The 15,003-nt window shown below is 71.5% G+C and carries 12 protein-coding genes; 3 read left to right on the forward strand and 9 right to left on the reverse strand.

Annotated elements, in window-relative coordinates:
* Positions 1 to 12: 12 nt before the first annotated feature.
* From RY076_RS12435 to ald, 3 genes are all read right to left on the reverse strand, one after another.
* Positions 13 to 969 (reverse strand): ParA family protein, encoded by a 957-nt coding sequence (locus RY076_RS12435; protein ID WP_323098444.1) that lies wholly within the window; start codon positions 967 to 969, stop codon positions 13 to 15.
* Between the two features lie 93 nt (positions 970 to 1,062).
* Entirely contained in the window at positions 1,063 to 1,989 is a 927-nt protein-coding gene (xerD, locus tag RY076_RS12440; protein ID WP_323099212.1) for a site-specific tyrosine recombinase XerD, read from the reverse strand.
* Positions 1,990 to 2,039: 50 nt separating this feature from the next.
* The gene (ald, locus tag RY076_RS12445; protein ID WP_323098446.1) at positions 2,040 to 3,155 is read right to left on the reverse strand and encodes an alanine dehydrogenase; all 1,116 of its coding nucleotides are present in this window, start codon (positions 3,153 to 3,155) and stop codon (positions 2,040 to 2,042) included.
* A gap of 185 nt (positions 3,156 to 3,340) precedes the next feature.
* On the opposite strand from ald, the gene RY076_RS12450 reads away from it, so the two are divergent.
* The gene (locus RY076_RS12450; RefSeq protein ID WP_323098451.1) at positions 3,341 to 3,949 is read left to right on the forward strand and encodes a hypothetical protein; all 609 of its coding nucleotides are present in this window, start codon (positions 3,341 to 3,343) and stop codon (positions 3,947 to 3,949) included.
* Between the two features lie 51 nt (positions 3,950 to 4,000).
* On the opposite strand, the gene hisS is transcribed toward RY076_RS12450, so the two are convergent.
* Entirely contained in the window at positions 4,001 to 5,317 is a 1,317-nt protein-coding gene (hisS, locus tag RY076_RS12455; RefSeq protein ID WP_323099214.1) for a histidine--tRNA ligase, read from the reverse strand.
* Between the two features lie 23 nt (positions 5,318 to 5,340).
* A complete protein-coding gene (locus RY076_RS12460; RefSeq protein WP_323098454.1) occupies positions 5,341 to 6,042 on the reverse strand; it encodes an MBL fold metallo-hydrolase in 702 nt (233 codons plus the stop codon).
* Positions 6,043 to 6,214: 172 nt separating this feature from the next.
* Here RY076_RS12460 and RY076_RS12465 point away from each other — a divergent pair, with 172 nt between their 5' ends.
* Together RY076_RS12465 and RY076_RS12470 are read left to right on the forward strand one after the other, a co-directional pair.
* Positions 6,215 to 7,078 (forward strand): peptidylprolyl isomerase, encoded by an 864-nt coding sequence (locus RY076_RS12465; RefSeq protein ID WP_323098456.1) that lies wholly within the window; start codon positions 6,215 to 6,217, stop codon positions 7,076 to 7,078.
* Positions 7,075 to 8,916, forward strand: coding sequence for a DUF349 domain-containing protein (locus RY076_RS12470; RefSeq protein ID WP_323098458.1), 1,842 nt, complete (start codon positions 7,075 to 7,077; stop codon positions 8,914 to 8,916). The genes RY076_RS12465 and RY076_RS12470 overlap by 4 nt, the downstream gene beginning before the upstream one ends.
* 80 nt (positions 8,917 to 8,996) lie before the next feature.
* Here the strand turns inward: RY076_RS12470 and RY076_RS12475 are convergent, their stop codons facing one another.
* From RY076_RS12475 to secD, 4 genes are all read right to left on the reverse strand, one after another.
* The gene (locus RY076_RS12475) at positions 8,997 to 11,306 is read right to left on the reverse strand and encodes a RelA/SpoT family protein (protein ID WP_323098462.1); all 2,310 of its coding nucleotides are present in this window, start codon (positions 11,304 to 11,306) and stop codon (positions 8,997 to 8,999) included.
* A gap of 28 nt (positions 11,307 to 11,334) precedes the next feature.
* On the reverse strand, positions 11,335 to 11,859 hold the full coding sequence (locus tag RY076_RS12480; RefSeq protein ID WP_323098466.1) for an adenine phosphoribosyltransferase: 525 nt from the start codon (positions 11,857 to 11,859) through the stop codon (positions 11,335 to 11,337).
* A gap of 72 nt (positions 11,860 to 11,931) precedes the next feature.
* The gene (secF, locus tag RY076_RS12485) at positions 11,932 to 13,089 is read right to left on the reverse strand and encodes a protein translocase subunit SecF (protein WP_323098469.1); all 1,158 of its coding nucleotides are present in this window, start codon (positions 13,087 to 13,089) and stop codon (positions 11,932 to 11,934) included.
* A 3-nt stretch (positions 13,090 to 13,092) separates the two neighbouring features.
* Positions 13,093 to 15,000, reverse strand: coding sequence for a protein translocase subunit SecD (secD, locus tag RY076_RS12490; protein ID WP_323098471.1), 1,908 nt, complete (start codon positions 14,998 to 15,000; stop codon positions 13,093 to 13,095).
* Positions 15,001 to 15,003 lie beyond the last annotated feature (3 nt).

The following is a 15,003-nucleotide window of genomic DNA, read 5'->3' on the forward strand; positions in this document are numbered from 1 at the left end:
CGTCAGCCGGGATCAGGCGGCGCCGCCGCGCGAGATGAGCTCGCGCGCGAGCTGCCGGTAGGCGTTGGCCCCGGAGTGCTCGGAGGAGTACGTCGTGATCGGCTCGGCGGCGAGCGTGGCGTCGGGGAACTTCACCGTGCGGCTGATGACCGTGTGGAACACCTGGTCGCCGAAGTGGTCGACGACCGACTTGACGACCTCGCGGCTGTGCAGCGTGCGTGCGTCGTACATCGTGGCGAGGATGCCGTCGACCTGCAGGCGCGGGTTGAGCCGGTCGGTGATCTTCTCGATCGTGTCGACGAGCAGGGCGACGCCGCGCATGGCGAAGAACTCGCACTCGAGCGGGATGACGACGCCGTGCGCCGCCGTCAGGGCGTTGACCGTGAGCAGCCCGAGCGAGGGCTGGCAGTCGATGAGGATGACGTCGTACTCGTCGGCGACGGGCCGCAGCACGCGGGCGAGGATCTGCTCGCGGGCGACCTCGCCGACGAGCTGGACCTCGGCCGCGGAGAGGTCGATGTTGGCCGGCACGACGTCGAGGCCCGGGGTGCGGGTGTGCTGGATGACGTCGTGGATCTCGTGGCCACGCTCGACGAGGAGGTTGTAGATCGTCGTGTCGAGCTCGAGGGCGTTGACGCCGAGGCCCACGGACAGCGCGCCCTGCGGGTCGAAGTCGATGACGAGGACCTTGCGGCCCAGCTCGGCCAGGGCCGCGCCGAGGTTGATCGTCGTCGTCGTCTTGCCGACGCCGCCCTTCTGGTTGCACATCGCGATGACGCGGGCGGGACCGTGGCTCGGCAGCCGCGGCGGCACCGGGAAGTCGGGCAGGGGGCGACCGGTGGGGCCGAGCCCGTTACGCGCGTCGACCTGCAGCTGGGCGGCGGGGACGATGCGTTCGGGCGCGGGGCCCGGGCGGGCTCCGGCGTCGCCGGGTCGCGTGTCGAGGCGCTCGGACGGCACGGACTGCATGGTCTCGCGTGACTCCTCGTTCACCTGGTGTTCCACTCGGTCGACCTCGTCTCAGGTCAGTGGTCGGCCTCTCGCCGATCACGAGTGACCCTATCAGCGCGCACGCGGATGAGCCGTCGCATACACCTCTCGGAGCCGGTGTGTCGAGACCATCGTGTAGATCTGGGTCGTCGTGACCGACGCGTGCCCGAGCAGCTCCTGCACGACGCGCACGTCGGCGCCACCGTCGAGCAGGTGGGTCGCGAAGGAGTGGCGCAGCGTGTGCGGCGAGACGTGCTCGGTGAGGTCGGCGCGCTCGGCCGCCCGCCGGATGACCGCCCAGGCCGACTGCCGCGAGAGCCGGTTGCCGCGCTGGTTGAGGAAGAGGGCGGGCCCTCCCCTGCCCTTGACGGCGAGGGCAGGACGCCCCCGGACGAGGTAGGCGCTGACGGCGTCGACGGCATAGCGCCCGACGGGCACGAGCCGCTCCTTGCCGCCCTTGCCGTGCAGGCGCACCGCCGAGACCCCGGGTGCCCCCGCTGTGCCGCTGCCGGTCGGCAGCTCGAGGTCGTCGACGTCGAGCCCGACCGCCTCGCTGATGCGGGCCCCGGCGCCGTAGAGCAGCTCGAGGAGGGCCCGGTCGCGCAGGGACTCGGGCGTGTCGCCGACCGACGCCGCGGCGAGCAGCCGCTCGACGGCGTCGACGGAGATCGCCTTGGGCAGCCGCGCCGGGGGCTTCGGGGGCGCGACGTTGGCGGCCGGGTCGGTCGGCACCTCCCCCTCGAGCGCGAGGAAGCGGTGGAAACCCCGCACGGCGACGAGCGTCCGTGCGGCCGACGACGCGGCAAGGCCCCGCTCGCGCATCGCGGCGAGGAAGTCGGTGACGTCGGCCTCGGTGACGCGCCCGGCGTCGGTGATCCCACGCGCTGCGAGGTGGGCCGTGTAGGCCCGCAGGTCGCGTCGGTAGGAGGAGAGCGTGTTGTCGGACGCGCCCTTCTCGACGCGGACGTGGTCGAGCCAGCCGCGGACGTCACGTTCGATGCGCGTGACGACCGCGGCCGGTGCGGCGAGGGGCTCGACGGGCTGCTGGGTCAGGACAGGGCCTCGTCGAGGGAGACCGAGGTCATGCCGTGCGCCTCGGCGACGCCCGCGTAGGTGACGTGGCCGTCGTGGGTGTTGAGGCCGAGGCCGAGGGCGTGGTCCGAGCGAAGGGCGTCGCGCCAGCCCTGGTTGGCCAGCTTGACGGCGTAGGGCAGCGTCGAGTTGGTCAGCGCGTACGTCGACGTGTTCGGCACGGCGCCGGGCATGTTCGCGACGCAGTAGAACACCGAGTCGTGCACCCGGTAGGTGGGGTCGGCGTGCGTCGTGGCGTGGCTGTCCTCGAAGCAGCCACCCTGGTCGATGGCGATGTCGACGAGCACCGAGCCCGGCTTCATCTGCGCGACGAGGTCGTTCGAGACGAGCTTCGGGGCCGCCGCGCCCGGGATGAGCACCGCGCCGATGACCATGTCGGCCTGCATGACCTGCTCCTGCACCGTCAGCTTCGAGGACGCGAGGCCGTGCACCTGGTTGTCGTAGCGCCAGAACGACATCCGGAGCTTGTCGAGGTCGGTGTCGAGCAGCGTGACGTCGGCGCCCATGCCGAGCGCGATGTTCGCCGCGTTCTGGCCGGACACGCCGGCGCCGAGGATGACGACCTTGGCGTTGGCGACGCCGCCGACACCTCCCAGGAGGACGCCACGCCCGCCCTGGGCGCGCATCAGCGCGTGCGCGCCTACCTGCGGCGCGAGGCAGCCGGCCACCTCGGACATCGGGTAGAGCAGCGGCAGCGCGCCGGACGGCAGCTGGACCGTCTCGTAGGCGATGCCGGTGACCTTGCGCTTGACGAGCTCCTCGGTGAGCGGCTTGTCGGCGGCAAGGTGCAGGTAGGTGAAGAGCGTCAGGCCCTCCCGCATCCGGTGGTACTCCTCGGCCACGGGCTCCTTGACCTTGAGCACCATGTCGGCCTCGCCCCAGACGTCGTCGGCCGAGCCGATGATGCGGGCTCCGGCCGCGACGTAGTCGTCGTCGCTGATCTGGGAGCCGACCCCGGCATCCTTCTCGACGAGCACGTCGTGCCCCTGGTCGGTGAGCTCGTGGACCCCGGATGGGGTGATGGCCACGCGGTACTCGTGGTTCTTGACCTCGCGAGGGATGCCGACCTTCATCGTGCTGCACTTCCTTCCGGACTCACGACCACCCGTGGCGCCGTTGCCGCGGTCGGGCGGCCCCGTCCACCGGCCGCGAGGCCAGCGTATCCGCGCCACCGCACGGTCCGTGACCACCTCGGCACACTCGCCCACTCCCCCGTTCCGGCGCGTAGGTTGGCCCGGACGACGAGGGAGGCCACCCGATGAAGCTCTACGCCGACACGCCCGTCCGCCGGACGCGTCAGCTGCTGTCCGACGTGCTCGTGCTCCTGTGGGTCGGGGTGTGGGTGTGGCTCGGCCGGCAGACCCACGACGTCGTCATGGGCCTGAAGGCGCCCGCCGACTCGATCACCTCCGCCGGCAGCTCGGTGCACAGCTCGCTGACCGGTGCAGGCGACCAGGCCGGGCAGATCCCGCTCGTCGGCGACCAGCTCAAGCAGTGGCTGGGGCAGGCCGCGTCGTCGGGCACGACGCTGAGCCAGGCCGGCACGACGATGGCGACGACGGTCGAGCGCGTCTCCCTCGTGCTCGGGCTCGTCGTCGCCCTCGTGCCGATCGCCATCGTCGTGGCGCTGTGGCTCTACGTCCGGGTCGGCTTCGTGCGTCGGGCCTCGGCGGCCCAGCGGTTCATCGACGCCAGTGCCGACCTCGACCTCTTCGCGCTCCGGGCCATGGCGACGCAGCCGATGGGCGCCCTGGCCCGGATCAGCGACGACCCTGCCGGCGCATGGCGCCGGCAGGACACCGCCGTCATCCGCGAGCTGGCGACCCTCGAGCTGCGCGACCAGGGCCTGCGCCCGCCACGCGTCTGAGTGCCGCCCGACGCAGGTCGGTCGGCAGACGCGGGTCGGGCGGCAGACGCGTCAGTCGGCGACGCGCGTCACCGCGGGGTGCAGGTCCTCGGCTGGAGGCGTCCACGACGCGGCGTCGGCCGCCACCTGCTCGCCCGAGCGGATGTCCTTGACCTCGTCGCCGGACTCACCGGCGGAGGGGAACCACACGAACGGGATGCCCCGGCGCTCGGCGTAGCGGATCTGCTTGCCGAACTTCGCCGCCTTCGGCGCGACCTCGCAGGCGATGCCGCGACGGCGCAGGGCCGTCGCGATCGTGACCGCGCCCTCGCGCGACGCGTCGTCGTTGAGGGCGACGAGGACCGCCGCCGGCGTGGACCGCGACGCCGTGACGAGCCCGCGCCCGACGAGCAGGCCGAGGATTCGGGTGACGCCGATCGAGATGCCGACGCCCGGGTAGGTGTTGCGGCCGTCGCTGGCGAGGGCGTCGTAGCGGCCGCCGGAGCAGAAGGAGCCCCACGACTCGTGCCCGACGAACTGCGTCTCGTAGACGGTGCCGGTGTAGTAGTCGAGGCCGCGGGCGATGCGCAGGTCGGCGACGATGCGTCCGGGCGCGTGCGCCATGCCGGTGCGGATGACGTTCGCGAGCGACTCGAGACCCTCGTCGAGGAGCGGGTGCTCGACGCCGAGGGCGCGGACGCGATCGACGAAGGAGAGGTCGTCGGTGCGGATGTCGGCGAGGGCCAGGCACTGGTCGGCCTGCTCGTCGGTGGCGCCGGCCTCGAGCAGCATGACGCGGACCTTCTCGGGGCCGACCTTGTCGAGCTTGTCGACGATGCGCAGGGTGCCGACGACGTCGGTCAGGCCGATGCCCTGGTAGAAGCCGTTGGGGATCTTGCGGTTGTTGACCTGGATGACGAAGTCGCCGACCGGGAACCGGCTGAAGACGTCGGCGATGACGAGCGGCATCTCCGCCTCGAAGTGCGGGCTGAGCTCTCCGGTGTCGACGACGTCGATGTCGGCCTGGGTGAACTCCCGGTAGCGGCCCTCCTGGGGCCGCTCGCCGCGCCAGGCCTTCTGGATCTGGTAGCGGCGGAACGGGAAGGACAGCTTGCCGGCGTTCTCGAGCACGTAGCGGGCGAACGGCACGGTCATGTCGAAGTGCAGGCCCCACCGGGCGTCCTCGTCGTCGCCGGCCAGGCGGGAGACGGCGTAGATCTCCTTGTCGGCGTCGCCGCCCTTGCCGAGGAGGCGGTCGACCGGCTCGATGGAGCGGGTCTCGACCGAGGAGAAGCCGTGCAGCTCGAAGGTCTCGCGGATGACGTCGAGGAAGCGCTGCTCGACGATGCGCTCGGCCGGCAGGTACTCGGGGAAGCCGCTGATCGGCATGACCTTTGTGCTCGGGGTGCTGCTCACGCGCCCAAGTCTCTCAGGTACGGGTTCGTGGCCCGCTCGTGGGCCATCGTCGTGGCCTGGTAGTGCCCGGGCAGCACGAGCGTCGTGTCGGGCAGGGGCAGCACCTTCTCGCGCAGGCTGCGCTGCATCGCCGCCGGGTCGCCGCCCGGCAGGTCCGTGCGCCCGATCGAGCCGGCGAAGAGGACGTCGCCCGTGACCATGGTCCGGTCGACGTCGACCTGGTCGCGGATGCCGTCGGGCACCCGGTCGATGCCGAACATCACCGACCCCTCCGTGTGCCCCGGCGCGTGCACGACGTCGACGTCGATCCCGGCCAGCGACAGGCGCGTGCCGTCGCCGATCTCGACGACGGTGCTCGGCTCGGTCCACGTGGCGGCCGTGCCGAACTGCTGCTCGAGCATCGCGACGAGCTGCGGGTTGCTCCGGGCGAGCAGGTCGGTGAGCCGGTACCGGTCATCGGCGTGGATGTAGGCGGCGGTGTCGGCGCCGCACACCGGCGTCACCGAGTAGACGTGGTCGACGTGTCCGTGGGTCAGCAGCACCGCCGCCGGCCGGAGCCGGTGCTCGGACAGCACCTCGCGCAGCGTGTCGACGACGCCGACCCCCGGGTCGACGACGAGGCACTCCTCCCCCGCGGCCGGCGCGATGACGTAGCAGTTCGTGTCGAAGGCCTGGGCCGGGAAGGCGATGGTGAGCACCCGGCGAGCCTAGCGAGGGGCACGTCGGAGGCGACGTTCGCCGCAACATCTCCGGAACGGAGCCAGTTGTCATGGACTCGTGACCGGTCCCGCTGCGTGAGCGCCGTGCACCTTCCCTAAAATGACCGAACGCCCGGGGACCACCCCCAGCGGCCCGTCCGAGGAGAGGTTCGTGACCAAAGAGCAGGAACGCGCACGTGCGCGCCGCCGCCACGAGGAGCAGCTGAGCAAGGCGAAGCCGCCGGTCAGCGACTCGACGCGGGACAAGCAGGTGTTCGGCGTGATCCTCGCGGTCATCCTCGTCATCGCGGCAGTCATCGTCGTGCCCAAGATCGTGGGGAGCTCCGACACGCCGGCTCCCGCGGCGGCCCCGACGACGACCGCGACCCCGAGTGCGTCCGAGTCGAGCCCCACCACCGGCGCCAACGGCCTGCTGGCCGGCCAGAAGCTCGCGGCGGGGTGCACCAAGCCCCCGGCGCTGCAGAAGACCCCGAAGAAGCTGACGCAGGTGCCCGACAAGAAGACGGCCGCCGGCAAGACCTTCGTCGGCACCATCAAGACCACCTGCGGTGACGTCGTCATCGAGCTCGACGGCGCGAAGGCACCCCAGACGGTCGCCTCGTTCCTCAACCTGGCCAAGGTCGGGTACTGGGCGCCGAGCCCCTGCCACCGCGTCACGACCGAGGGCATCTACGTGCTCCAGTGCGGCGACCCCACCGGCACCGGCTCGGGCGGCCCCGGCTACACCTTCGGCATCGAGAACGCCCCGAAGGACGGCACCTACCCGACCGGCAGCCTCGCGATGGCCCGCACCTCGGACCCGAACAGCAACGGCGGCCAGTTCTTCATCACGTACAAGGAAACAAAGTTGCCGACCGACGGCGGCGGCTACACGATCTTCGGGAAGGTCACCAAGGGCCTGGACATCGTTGCGAAGATCGCAGCGAACAAGGCCCTGCCGCCGAGCCCTGCCGACGGTACCCCGGTGTCCCCGATCAGCATCCTGAGTGTGAGCGTGACGGAGAAGAAGGCATGAGCGACGTGCACGAGCCCCGCCCCGACGAGGCCCCCGAGGCCACCGAGACCCAGACGGAGACCCAGACGGAGACCCAGCCGGAGGTCCAGAACGGCCTGCCCGACGCGTCCACCGACGCCGGTGCCGACGCCGGTGCCGACGCGGCCGCCGAGGAGCAGGCACCCGTGACGCCCGCCGCCGAGATGGCCGACACCCTCGAGTCCGTCCGCAGCACCGAGGGCAGCGACACCACCGAGGCTGCTGAGGAGGCGTCGGTCGAGCCGGTGGCCGAGGAGCCTGCCGTCGTCGAACCCGAGGCGGCCACGCCCGCCGAGGTGACGGCCCCCGAGTCGGCCGAGCCGGCCGGTACCGCCCCGGAGGAGCAGCCTGGGCTGGTCGCCGCCGTCGAGGCTGCCGCGCCCGTCGAGACGGGCGAGAGCGGCGAGGCCCCCGCGGCGACCGAGGCCGCGACCCCCGCGACCCCCGCGCCGCCCAAGCCGAGCGCCGTGCCGAAGCCGTCGGTGATCCCCTCGCCGGCCGCGGTCGCCAAGGTCGCCGCCCACGCCCCGGCCCCGGCCGCTCCGGCGCCGATCACGACCGACCACTCGGCCTCGGCCGCCTTCGGTCGGGTCGCCGAGGACGGCACGGTCTTCGTGCGCACCAAGGAGGGCGAGCAGGAGGTCGGGTCCTACCCGGGTGCGACGCCCGAGGAGGCCCTGACCTACTTCGCCCGCAAGTACGACGAGCTCTTCGCGTCGGCCGTGCTGCTCGAGCAGCGGCTCGGTCAGCCGGAGGTGCCGTCCAAGGATGTCGCCGAGGGCCTCAAGACGCTGAGCGCCCAGGTCAAGGACGCCACCGTCGTCGGCGACCTCGACGCGCTGGCCGCCAAGCTCGACGAGATCCAGTCCGGGATCGCGAGCAAGCGCACCGTCGAGCAGCAGCACCGCGCCGAGGCACGCGCGCTCGCCACCACCGAGCGGGAGAAGATCGTCGCCGAGGCCGAGGAGATCGCCGGCCAGCCGGAGAACCGGATCCAGTGGAAGAGCAGCGGCGCCCGGATGCGCGAACTGCTCGACGAGTGGAAGGCCCACCAGCGCGCGGCCACCCGCCTCGACCGTGAGACCGAGTCGGCGCTCTGGCAGCGTTTCAGTGCCGCGCGCAACGGCTTCGACAAGGCCCGACGCGCCCACTTCGCGCAGCTCGACGCCTCGCACGCCGACGCCAAGTCGCGCAAGGAGCAGCTCGTCGGCGAGGCCGAGCGTCTCGCGACGAGCCACGACTGGGCCGCGACGGCCGGCGCCTTCAAGCGCCTCATGGACGACTGGCGTCGGGCCGGGCGGGCCAGCCGCACCGACGACGACAAGCTGTGGGCGCGGTTCAAGGCCGCGCAGGACGCGTTCTTCGCGGCCAAGGACGAGGTCGTCGCCGCCGAGGAGGAGCAGTACCGGGGCAACCTCGCCGTCAAGGAGACCCTGCTCGTCGAGGCCGAGGCGATCCTGCCGGTCACCGACCTCGAGAAGGCCAAGGCCCAGCTGCGCGTCGTGCAGGACAAGTGGGACGCGGCCGGCAAGGTGCCGCGGTCCGACATGGACCGCGTCGAGAAGGCGATGCGACGGGTCGAGCAGACCGTCCGCGACGCCGAGGACCGCAAGTGGCGCTCGAGCAACCCGGAGGTCGCCGCGCGCGCCCAGGGCATGGTCGACCAGCTCGAGCGGGCCGTCGCCGACCTGCGTGAGGAGCTCGAGAAGGCCGAGCGCACCGGCAACGAGTCCAAGGTCCGCAAGGCCCGCGAGGCGCTCGACGCGCGTCAGGCGTGGCTCGACCAGGCCCGCGCCGGCGTCGCCGAGTTCGGCGGCTGACCAGCGCACCAACGACGACGAGGGGCCCCCGACCGCACGGTCGGGGGCCCTCGTCGTGGAGCCGACGTGGAGCCGGCGGGTCAGGCGCGACTGTTGCGCAGGACGGCGTCCGAGGACTTGCTGCCGTTGACGCGGTACACGTCGAAGACGCCGTCGATCCGGCGCACCGCCTTGATGACGTGGTCGAGGTGGGCCGGGTCGCCCATCTCGAAGGTGAAGCGCGAGATGGCGACGCGGTCGCGGGACGTCTGCACGGAGGCCGACAGGATGTTGACGTGCTGGTCGGACAGCACCCGCGTGACATCGGACAGCAGCCGGTTGCGGTCGAGCGCCTCGACCTGCAGCTGCACGAGGAAGACGCTGGCCGAGCTCGGCGCCCACTCGACGTCGATGAGGCGCTCCGGGTTGGCGGTCAGCTGCGAGGCGTTGGTGCAGTCGGCGCGGTGCACCGAGACGCCGTTGCCGCGCGTGACGAAGCCGATGATCGGGTCGCCCGGCACCGGGGTGCAGCACTTGGCGAGCTTGACCCACACGTCAGCAGTGCCGACGACGACGACGCCGGGGTCTCCCCCGCGGCGCCGCTTGGCCTGGCGCGTCGGGACGGTCGCCTCGGCGAGGTCCTCGGTGGCGCCCTCGACGCCACCCATCGACGCGACGACCTTGCTGACGACGTGCTGCGCGGACACGTGGCCCTCGCCGACCGCCGCGTAGAGCGCCTCGATGTCCTGGTAGCGCAGGTCGGTCGCGACGGCCGTCATCGACTCGTGGCTCATGAGCCGCTGAAGCGGGAGGTTCTGCTTGCGCAGGGCCTTGGCGATGGCGTCCTTGCCCGCCTCGATGGCCTCCTCGCGGCGCTCCTTGCTGAACCACGCCTTGATCTTGTTGCGGGCCCGCGGGCTCTTGACGAACTGGAGCCAGTCGCGCGACGGGCCGGCGCCGTCGGCCTTGCTCGTGAGCACCTCGACGACGTCACCGTTCTCGAGCGTCGACTCGAGCGGCACGAGGCGGCCGTTGACGCGCGCGCCGATGCAGTGGTGGCCGACCTCGGTGTGCACCGCGTAGGCGAAGTCGACCGGCGTGCCGCCCACCGGCAGCGCGACGACGGCGCCCTTGGGCGTGAAGACGTAGACCTCGCTGCTGCCCATCTCGAAGCGCAGCGAGTCGAGGAACTCGCCCGGGTCCTCGGTCTCGCGCTGCCAGTCGAGCAGCTGGCGCAGCCAGGCCATGTCGTTCTGCGGCGTGATCTCGCCCGGCCGGGCTCCCCCGCCCTTGTCCGACTGGTCCTTGTACTTCCAGTGCGCGGCGACGCCGTACTCGGCCCGGCGGTGCATCGTGTGCGTGCGGATCTGGATCTCGACCGGCTTGCCCTGCGGACCGATGACCGTCGTGTGCAGCGACTGGTACATGTTGAACTTCGGCATCGCGATGTAGTCCTTGAACCGGCCGGGCACCGGGTTCCACCGCGAGTGCAGCGCGCCGAGCGCCGCGTAGCAGTCGCGCACCGTGTCGACGAGGACGCGCACCGCGACGAGGTCGTAGATCTCCTCGAAGTCGCGGCCGCGCACGATCATCTTCTGGTACACGGAGTAGTAGTGCTTGGGCCGGCCGGTGACGGTGGCCTTGATCTTGGCCGCCGCGAGGTCCTCGGTGACCTGTGACCGGACGCCGGTCAGGTACTCCTCGCGGGCCGGGGCGCGCTCGGCGACGAGGCGCACGATCTCGTCGTAGACCTTGGGGTAGAGCGTCGCGAAGGAGAGGTCCTCGAGCTCCCACTTGATGGTGTTCATGCCGAGGCGGTGCGCGAGCGGCGCGTAGATCTCGAGGGTCTCGTTGGCCTTGCGCTTGGCCGACTCCGGGCTGACGTAGCGCCACGTGCGCGCGTTGTGCAGCCGGTCGGCGAGCTTGATGACGAGGACGCGGATGTCGCGGGCCATGGCGATGACCATCTTGCGGACCGTCTCGGCCTGCGCGGCCTCGCCGTAGGTGACCTTGTCGAGCTTGGTGACGCCGTCGACGAGCATCGCGATCTCGTCGCCGAAGTCGCGCCGGAGCTCGTCGAGTCCGTAGTCGGTGTCCTCGACGGTGTCGTGCAGCAGCGCGGCGGCGAGCGTCGGCGGGGTCATGCCCAGCTCGGCGAGGATCGTCGTCACCGCGAGCGGGTGGGTGATGTACGCGTCGCCGCTCTTGCGCATCTGGCCCTCGTGGGCCCGTTCGGCGACGGCGTACGCGCGCTCGATGACCGACAGGTCGGCCTTCGGGTGGTTCTGGCGGACCACCGTCATGAGCGGCTCGAGCACAGGGTTGCCCGCCGGTCGGGTGGCCCCGAACCGCGCGAAGCGGGCGCGCACCCGCGACGGGGTGGACAGCTCGCTGCGGACGTCCTCGCTCATGGAGAGAGTCTAGGTCCCCGTGTCGGGATCACACTGTGAGGACGGCGTCGACGGGCCGATGTGCGAGACGATCTCGCCCGTCGAGGAAGGCGAGCTCGATGACGAACTCGAGGCCGGTGACCTCCGCGCCGCAGCGCTCGATGAGCTCGCAGGCCGCGGCGGCCGTGCCGCCCGTGGCGAGCACGTCGTCGATGAGCAGCACCCGGGCCCCGGGGGCGAACGCGTCGGCCTGCACCTCCACCTCGGCGGTGCCGTACTCGAGGGAGTACACCGAGGCGATCGTGTCACCGGGCAGCTTGCCCGCCTTGCGGATCGGCACGAAGCCGAGGCCCAGGGCGAGGGCCACCGGCGCGCCGAAGATGAAGCCCCGCGCCTCGATGCCGGCCACGACGTCCACCTGCCCGGCGTAGCGGCCGGTGATGTCGTCGACGAGGGCCCGGAAGGCAGAGCCGTCGGCCAGCAGCGGGGCGATGTCCTTGAAGACGATGCCCGGCTTGGGGAAGTCGGGCACGTCGCGGACGCGGGCCGCCACGAGGTCACTGATCTTGCTCACGTCGTCTCCTGCGGCGCTCGAACGGGTGGTCGGCGGGCGGTCAGGCCGCTCGAGGGCGGCCTGACCGTCTCGTCAGCGACGCGACTTCGGGGCGCGCTTGGGCTGGTTGCGCGGGCCGGCCTGGGCGTACTTGTGGACCGGACGCGCCGACGCGGGGCCGTCCCCGTGGGCATCCCCGTGCGCCCCGACGGACGCGTCGGCACCCACGGCGACCGGCTCGCCGTCGGCGAACGCCCCGACGACCTCGTCGTGCGACTTCGTGCCGTGCTTGGCGACGTAGCGCTCGAGGTCCTTGACGCCCTTCTCGCCCCGGCGCAGGTCGACGAGCAGCGGCGTCGCGATGAAGATCGAGGAGTACGCGCCCACCGAGATGCCGATGAAGAGCGCGAGGGCGAGGTCGAGCAGCGTGCCGGGGCCGAGCATCGTGAAGCCGACGAAGAGGATCGCGGCGATCGGCAGCAGGGCGACGACGGTCGTGTTGATCGAGCGCACCAGCGTCTGGTTGACGGCCAGGTTGGCGGCCGCGGAGTAGGTGGTGCGACGCGTCCGGAAGGCCTCGGCCGTGTTCTCGCGCACCTTGTCGAAGACGACGACGGTGTCGTAGAGCGAGTAGCCGAGGATGGTCAGGAAGCCGATCATCGACGACGGCGTGATCTCGAACCCGAAGAGGGCGTAGATGCCGACGGTGATGACGAGGTCGTGCAGCAGCGCCACGAGGCCCGACACGGCCATCTTCCACGTCCGGAAGTAGAGCCCCATGACGAGGGTGACGAGGACGAGGAAGACGATGAGGCCGCGGATCGCCTGCTGGCTCACCGTCTCACCCCAGCTCGGGCCGATGAGCGAGGCGCTGACGTTGCTCGGCTGGACGCCGAACTGCTGGGCCAGCTCGGACCGCGCCGCGTCGGTCTTGTCGTCGGCCGCCTCGGTCTGCACGCGGACGGTGTTCTGCCCGACGACGGTCGTGACGACGTTGCCGCTGATCTTGGCGTCGGCGATGGCCGTCTGGGCCTTCTCCTCGTAGCCCTCGGTGTTCGTGACGCTCTGGACCCGGAACTCCGAGCCGCCGCTGAACTCGATGCCGAAGTTGAGGCCCTTGGCGAAGATGCCGAGGAGGGCCAGGGCGATGAGGACGCCGGAGAAGGCGTACCAGAGCTTCTGGCGACCGATGAAGTCGATCGAGCGCTTACCCGTGTAGAGGTCGTTGCCGACCTGGGCGAAGTTGATCATGGGTCAGGCCTTCCCCTCGGCGGTGCGGGTGGCGGCGCCGGAGCCCGCCGCGGCCCCGGCACGGGCGGCCGGGCGCGACGGTCCGAACTGGCCGCGGCCGCGGTAGCGCGGCGACTCCTTGGCGCCGAGGCGCTTCGGGTCGAGGCCGGACCACTTGTGGCCACCGCCGAAGAAGTTCGTGCGGGCGAGGAGCTGGACCATCGGGTGCGTGAAGACCATGACGACGAGCAGGTCGATGATCGTCGTCAGGCCGAGCGTGAAGGCGAACCCGCGCACGTTGGCCGAGGCGAGGACGTACAGCACGATGGCCGCGATGAAGTTGACGGTGTCGGCCGCGATGATCGTGCGCCGCGCGCGCTTCCACCCGGTCTCGACAGCGGCCACGAGCGGACGGCCGTCGCGGACCTCGTCACGGATGCGCTCGAAGTAGACGATGAACGAGTCGGCCGTCACGCCGATCGCGACGATGAGGCCGGTGACGCCGGCCATCGTCAGGCGCAGCCCGTGCGTCGTGCCGAGGATCGTCACCGCGAGGTAGGTGATGCCCGAGGCGACGAGCAGCGACGCCACGGTGACGAAGCCGAGGGCCCGGTACTGGATGAGCGAGTAGATGACGACGAGGATCAGGCCGACGAGACCGGCGAGCAGGCCGATGCGCAGCTGCTCCTCACCGAGCTGGGGCGTGATCGTGTCGTTCGTCTGCAGCGCGAACTGCAGCGGGAGCGCACCGAACTTCAGCTGCTGGGCCAGGGCCTTGGCCGAGTCGATGGTGAACGAGCCGGTGATCGAGGCGCGCCCGTCGGAGATGACGGCGCGGGCCTGCGGGGCGGTGATGACCGACTTGTCGAGCACGACGGCGAACTGGTCCATCGGCGGCTGGCTCTGCAGCCCGTACAGGCGCTTGGTGACCTCGGCGAACTTCTTCGCGCCGGCCGAGTTGAACGACAGGACGACCTCGACGATCGAGGTGGGCTGGCCGTTCGGGCCGGGCTGGTAGCCACTCGAGGCGTCGGAGATCTGGCTGCCGTCGATCTCGACCGGGCCGAGGACGAACTTCGACGTGCGGTCGTCGCTGCACGTCGCGAGCGGCAGCGTCGGGTCGTCGACGATCGCGTCGACGGCACCCGGCTTGGCGCAGCTGAGGGCGACGAAGTCCTTCGCCGTCTTCGCGGCGGCGGTGTCGGCCTTGGCCTTGTCCCAGCCGAGGCCGACGAGGCCCTGGCTCACCTGGGCCTTGACGGCGGCCTCGGTCTGCTCGGCGGTGGGCGCCACCGGCGTCGTGGCCGCGGGGGCCGGGGTCGTCGCGGCGCCGGCGGGCGTCGTCGCCGACGGCGTCGGAGCCGTCGTCGCGGCGCGCAGCGCCTGCGGGACCGCGCCGTTCTGGGCCGTGGCCGACGTCGAGGGGGTCGTGGCCGGCGTGGTGGCGGTGCCGGTGGGCGTCGGGGTGCCCGTCGAACCGGTGGAGCCCGTCGAGCCGGTCGTCGCACCCGGGTTCACCTGGGCGGCGCTGGTGTCGGCGTTCTGGATGAAGACGGCACGGAAGCGCAGCTGCGAGGGCTTGCGGATCGCGTCGAGCTGCTCCTTGGTGGGGCTGCCCGGGATCGACACCACGATGTTGTCGCCGCCCTGGGTGGAGATCTCGGCCTCGCTGACGCCGTTGGCGTCGATGCGCTGGCGGATGATGTCGACGGCCTGGTCGATCTGGCCCTGCGTGACAGGGGCGGCGTTGCCGACCGTGACGGGCTTGAGGACGAGCTCGGTGCCGCCCTCGAGGTCGAGGCCCAGGCGCGGGGCCCAGGAGCCGCCGCCCCACTGGGCGAGGCCTGCGGTCAGTGCACCGAGGCCGAGGATGATGACGACGAGCGCGACGAGCGTGCGGGTCGCGGACTTGCGGATGGACGTACGAGCCACGGA

This window comes from Intrasporangium zincisolvens, assembly GCF_034724055.1.
Classification (GTDB): Bacteria; Actinomycetota; Actinomycetes; order Actinomycetales; family Dermatophilaceae; genus Monashia; species Monashia zincisolvens.

Coding starts and splice junctions, on each gene's coding strand:
- ald (WP_323098446.1), bottom strand. CDS start 3,155: ATGAAGGTCGGCATCCCTCGCGAGGTCAAGAACCACGAGTACCGCGTG.
- RY076_RS12435 (WP_323098444.1), bottom strand. CDS start 969: ATGCAGTCCGTGCCGTCCGAGCGCCTCGACACGCGACCCGGCGACGCC.
- RY076_RS12450 (WP_323098451.1), top strand. CDS start 3,341: ATGAAGCTCTACGCCGACACGCCCGTCCGCCGGACGCGTCAGCTGCTG.
- secF (WP_323098469.1), bottom strand. CDS start 13,089: ATGATCAACTTCGCCCAGGTCGGCAACGACCTCTACACGGGTAAGCGC.
- RY076_RS12470 (WP_323098458.1), top strand. CDS start 7,075: ATGAGCGACGTGCACGAGCCCCGCCCCGACGAGGCCCCCGAGGCCACC.
- RY076_RS12475 (WP_323098462.1), bottom strand. CDS start 11,306: ATGAGCGAGGACGTCCGCAGCGAGCTGTCCACCCCGTCGCGGGTGCGC.
- hisS (WP_323099214.1), bottom strand. CDS start 5,317: ATGCCGATCAGCGGCTTCCCCGAGTACCTGCCGGCCGAGCGCATCGTC.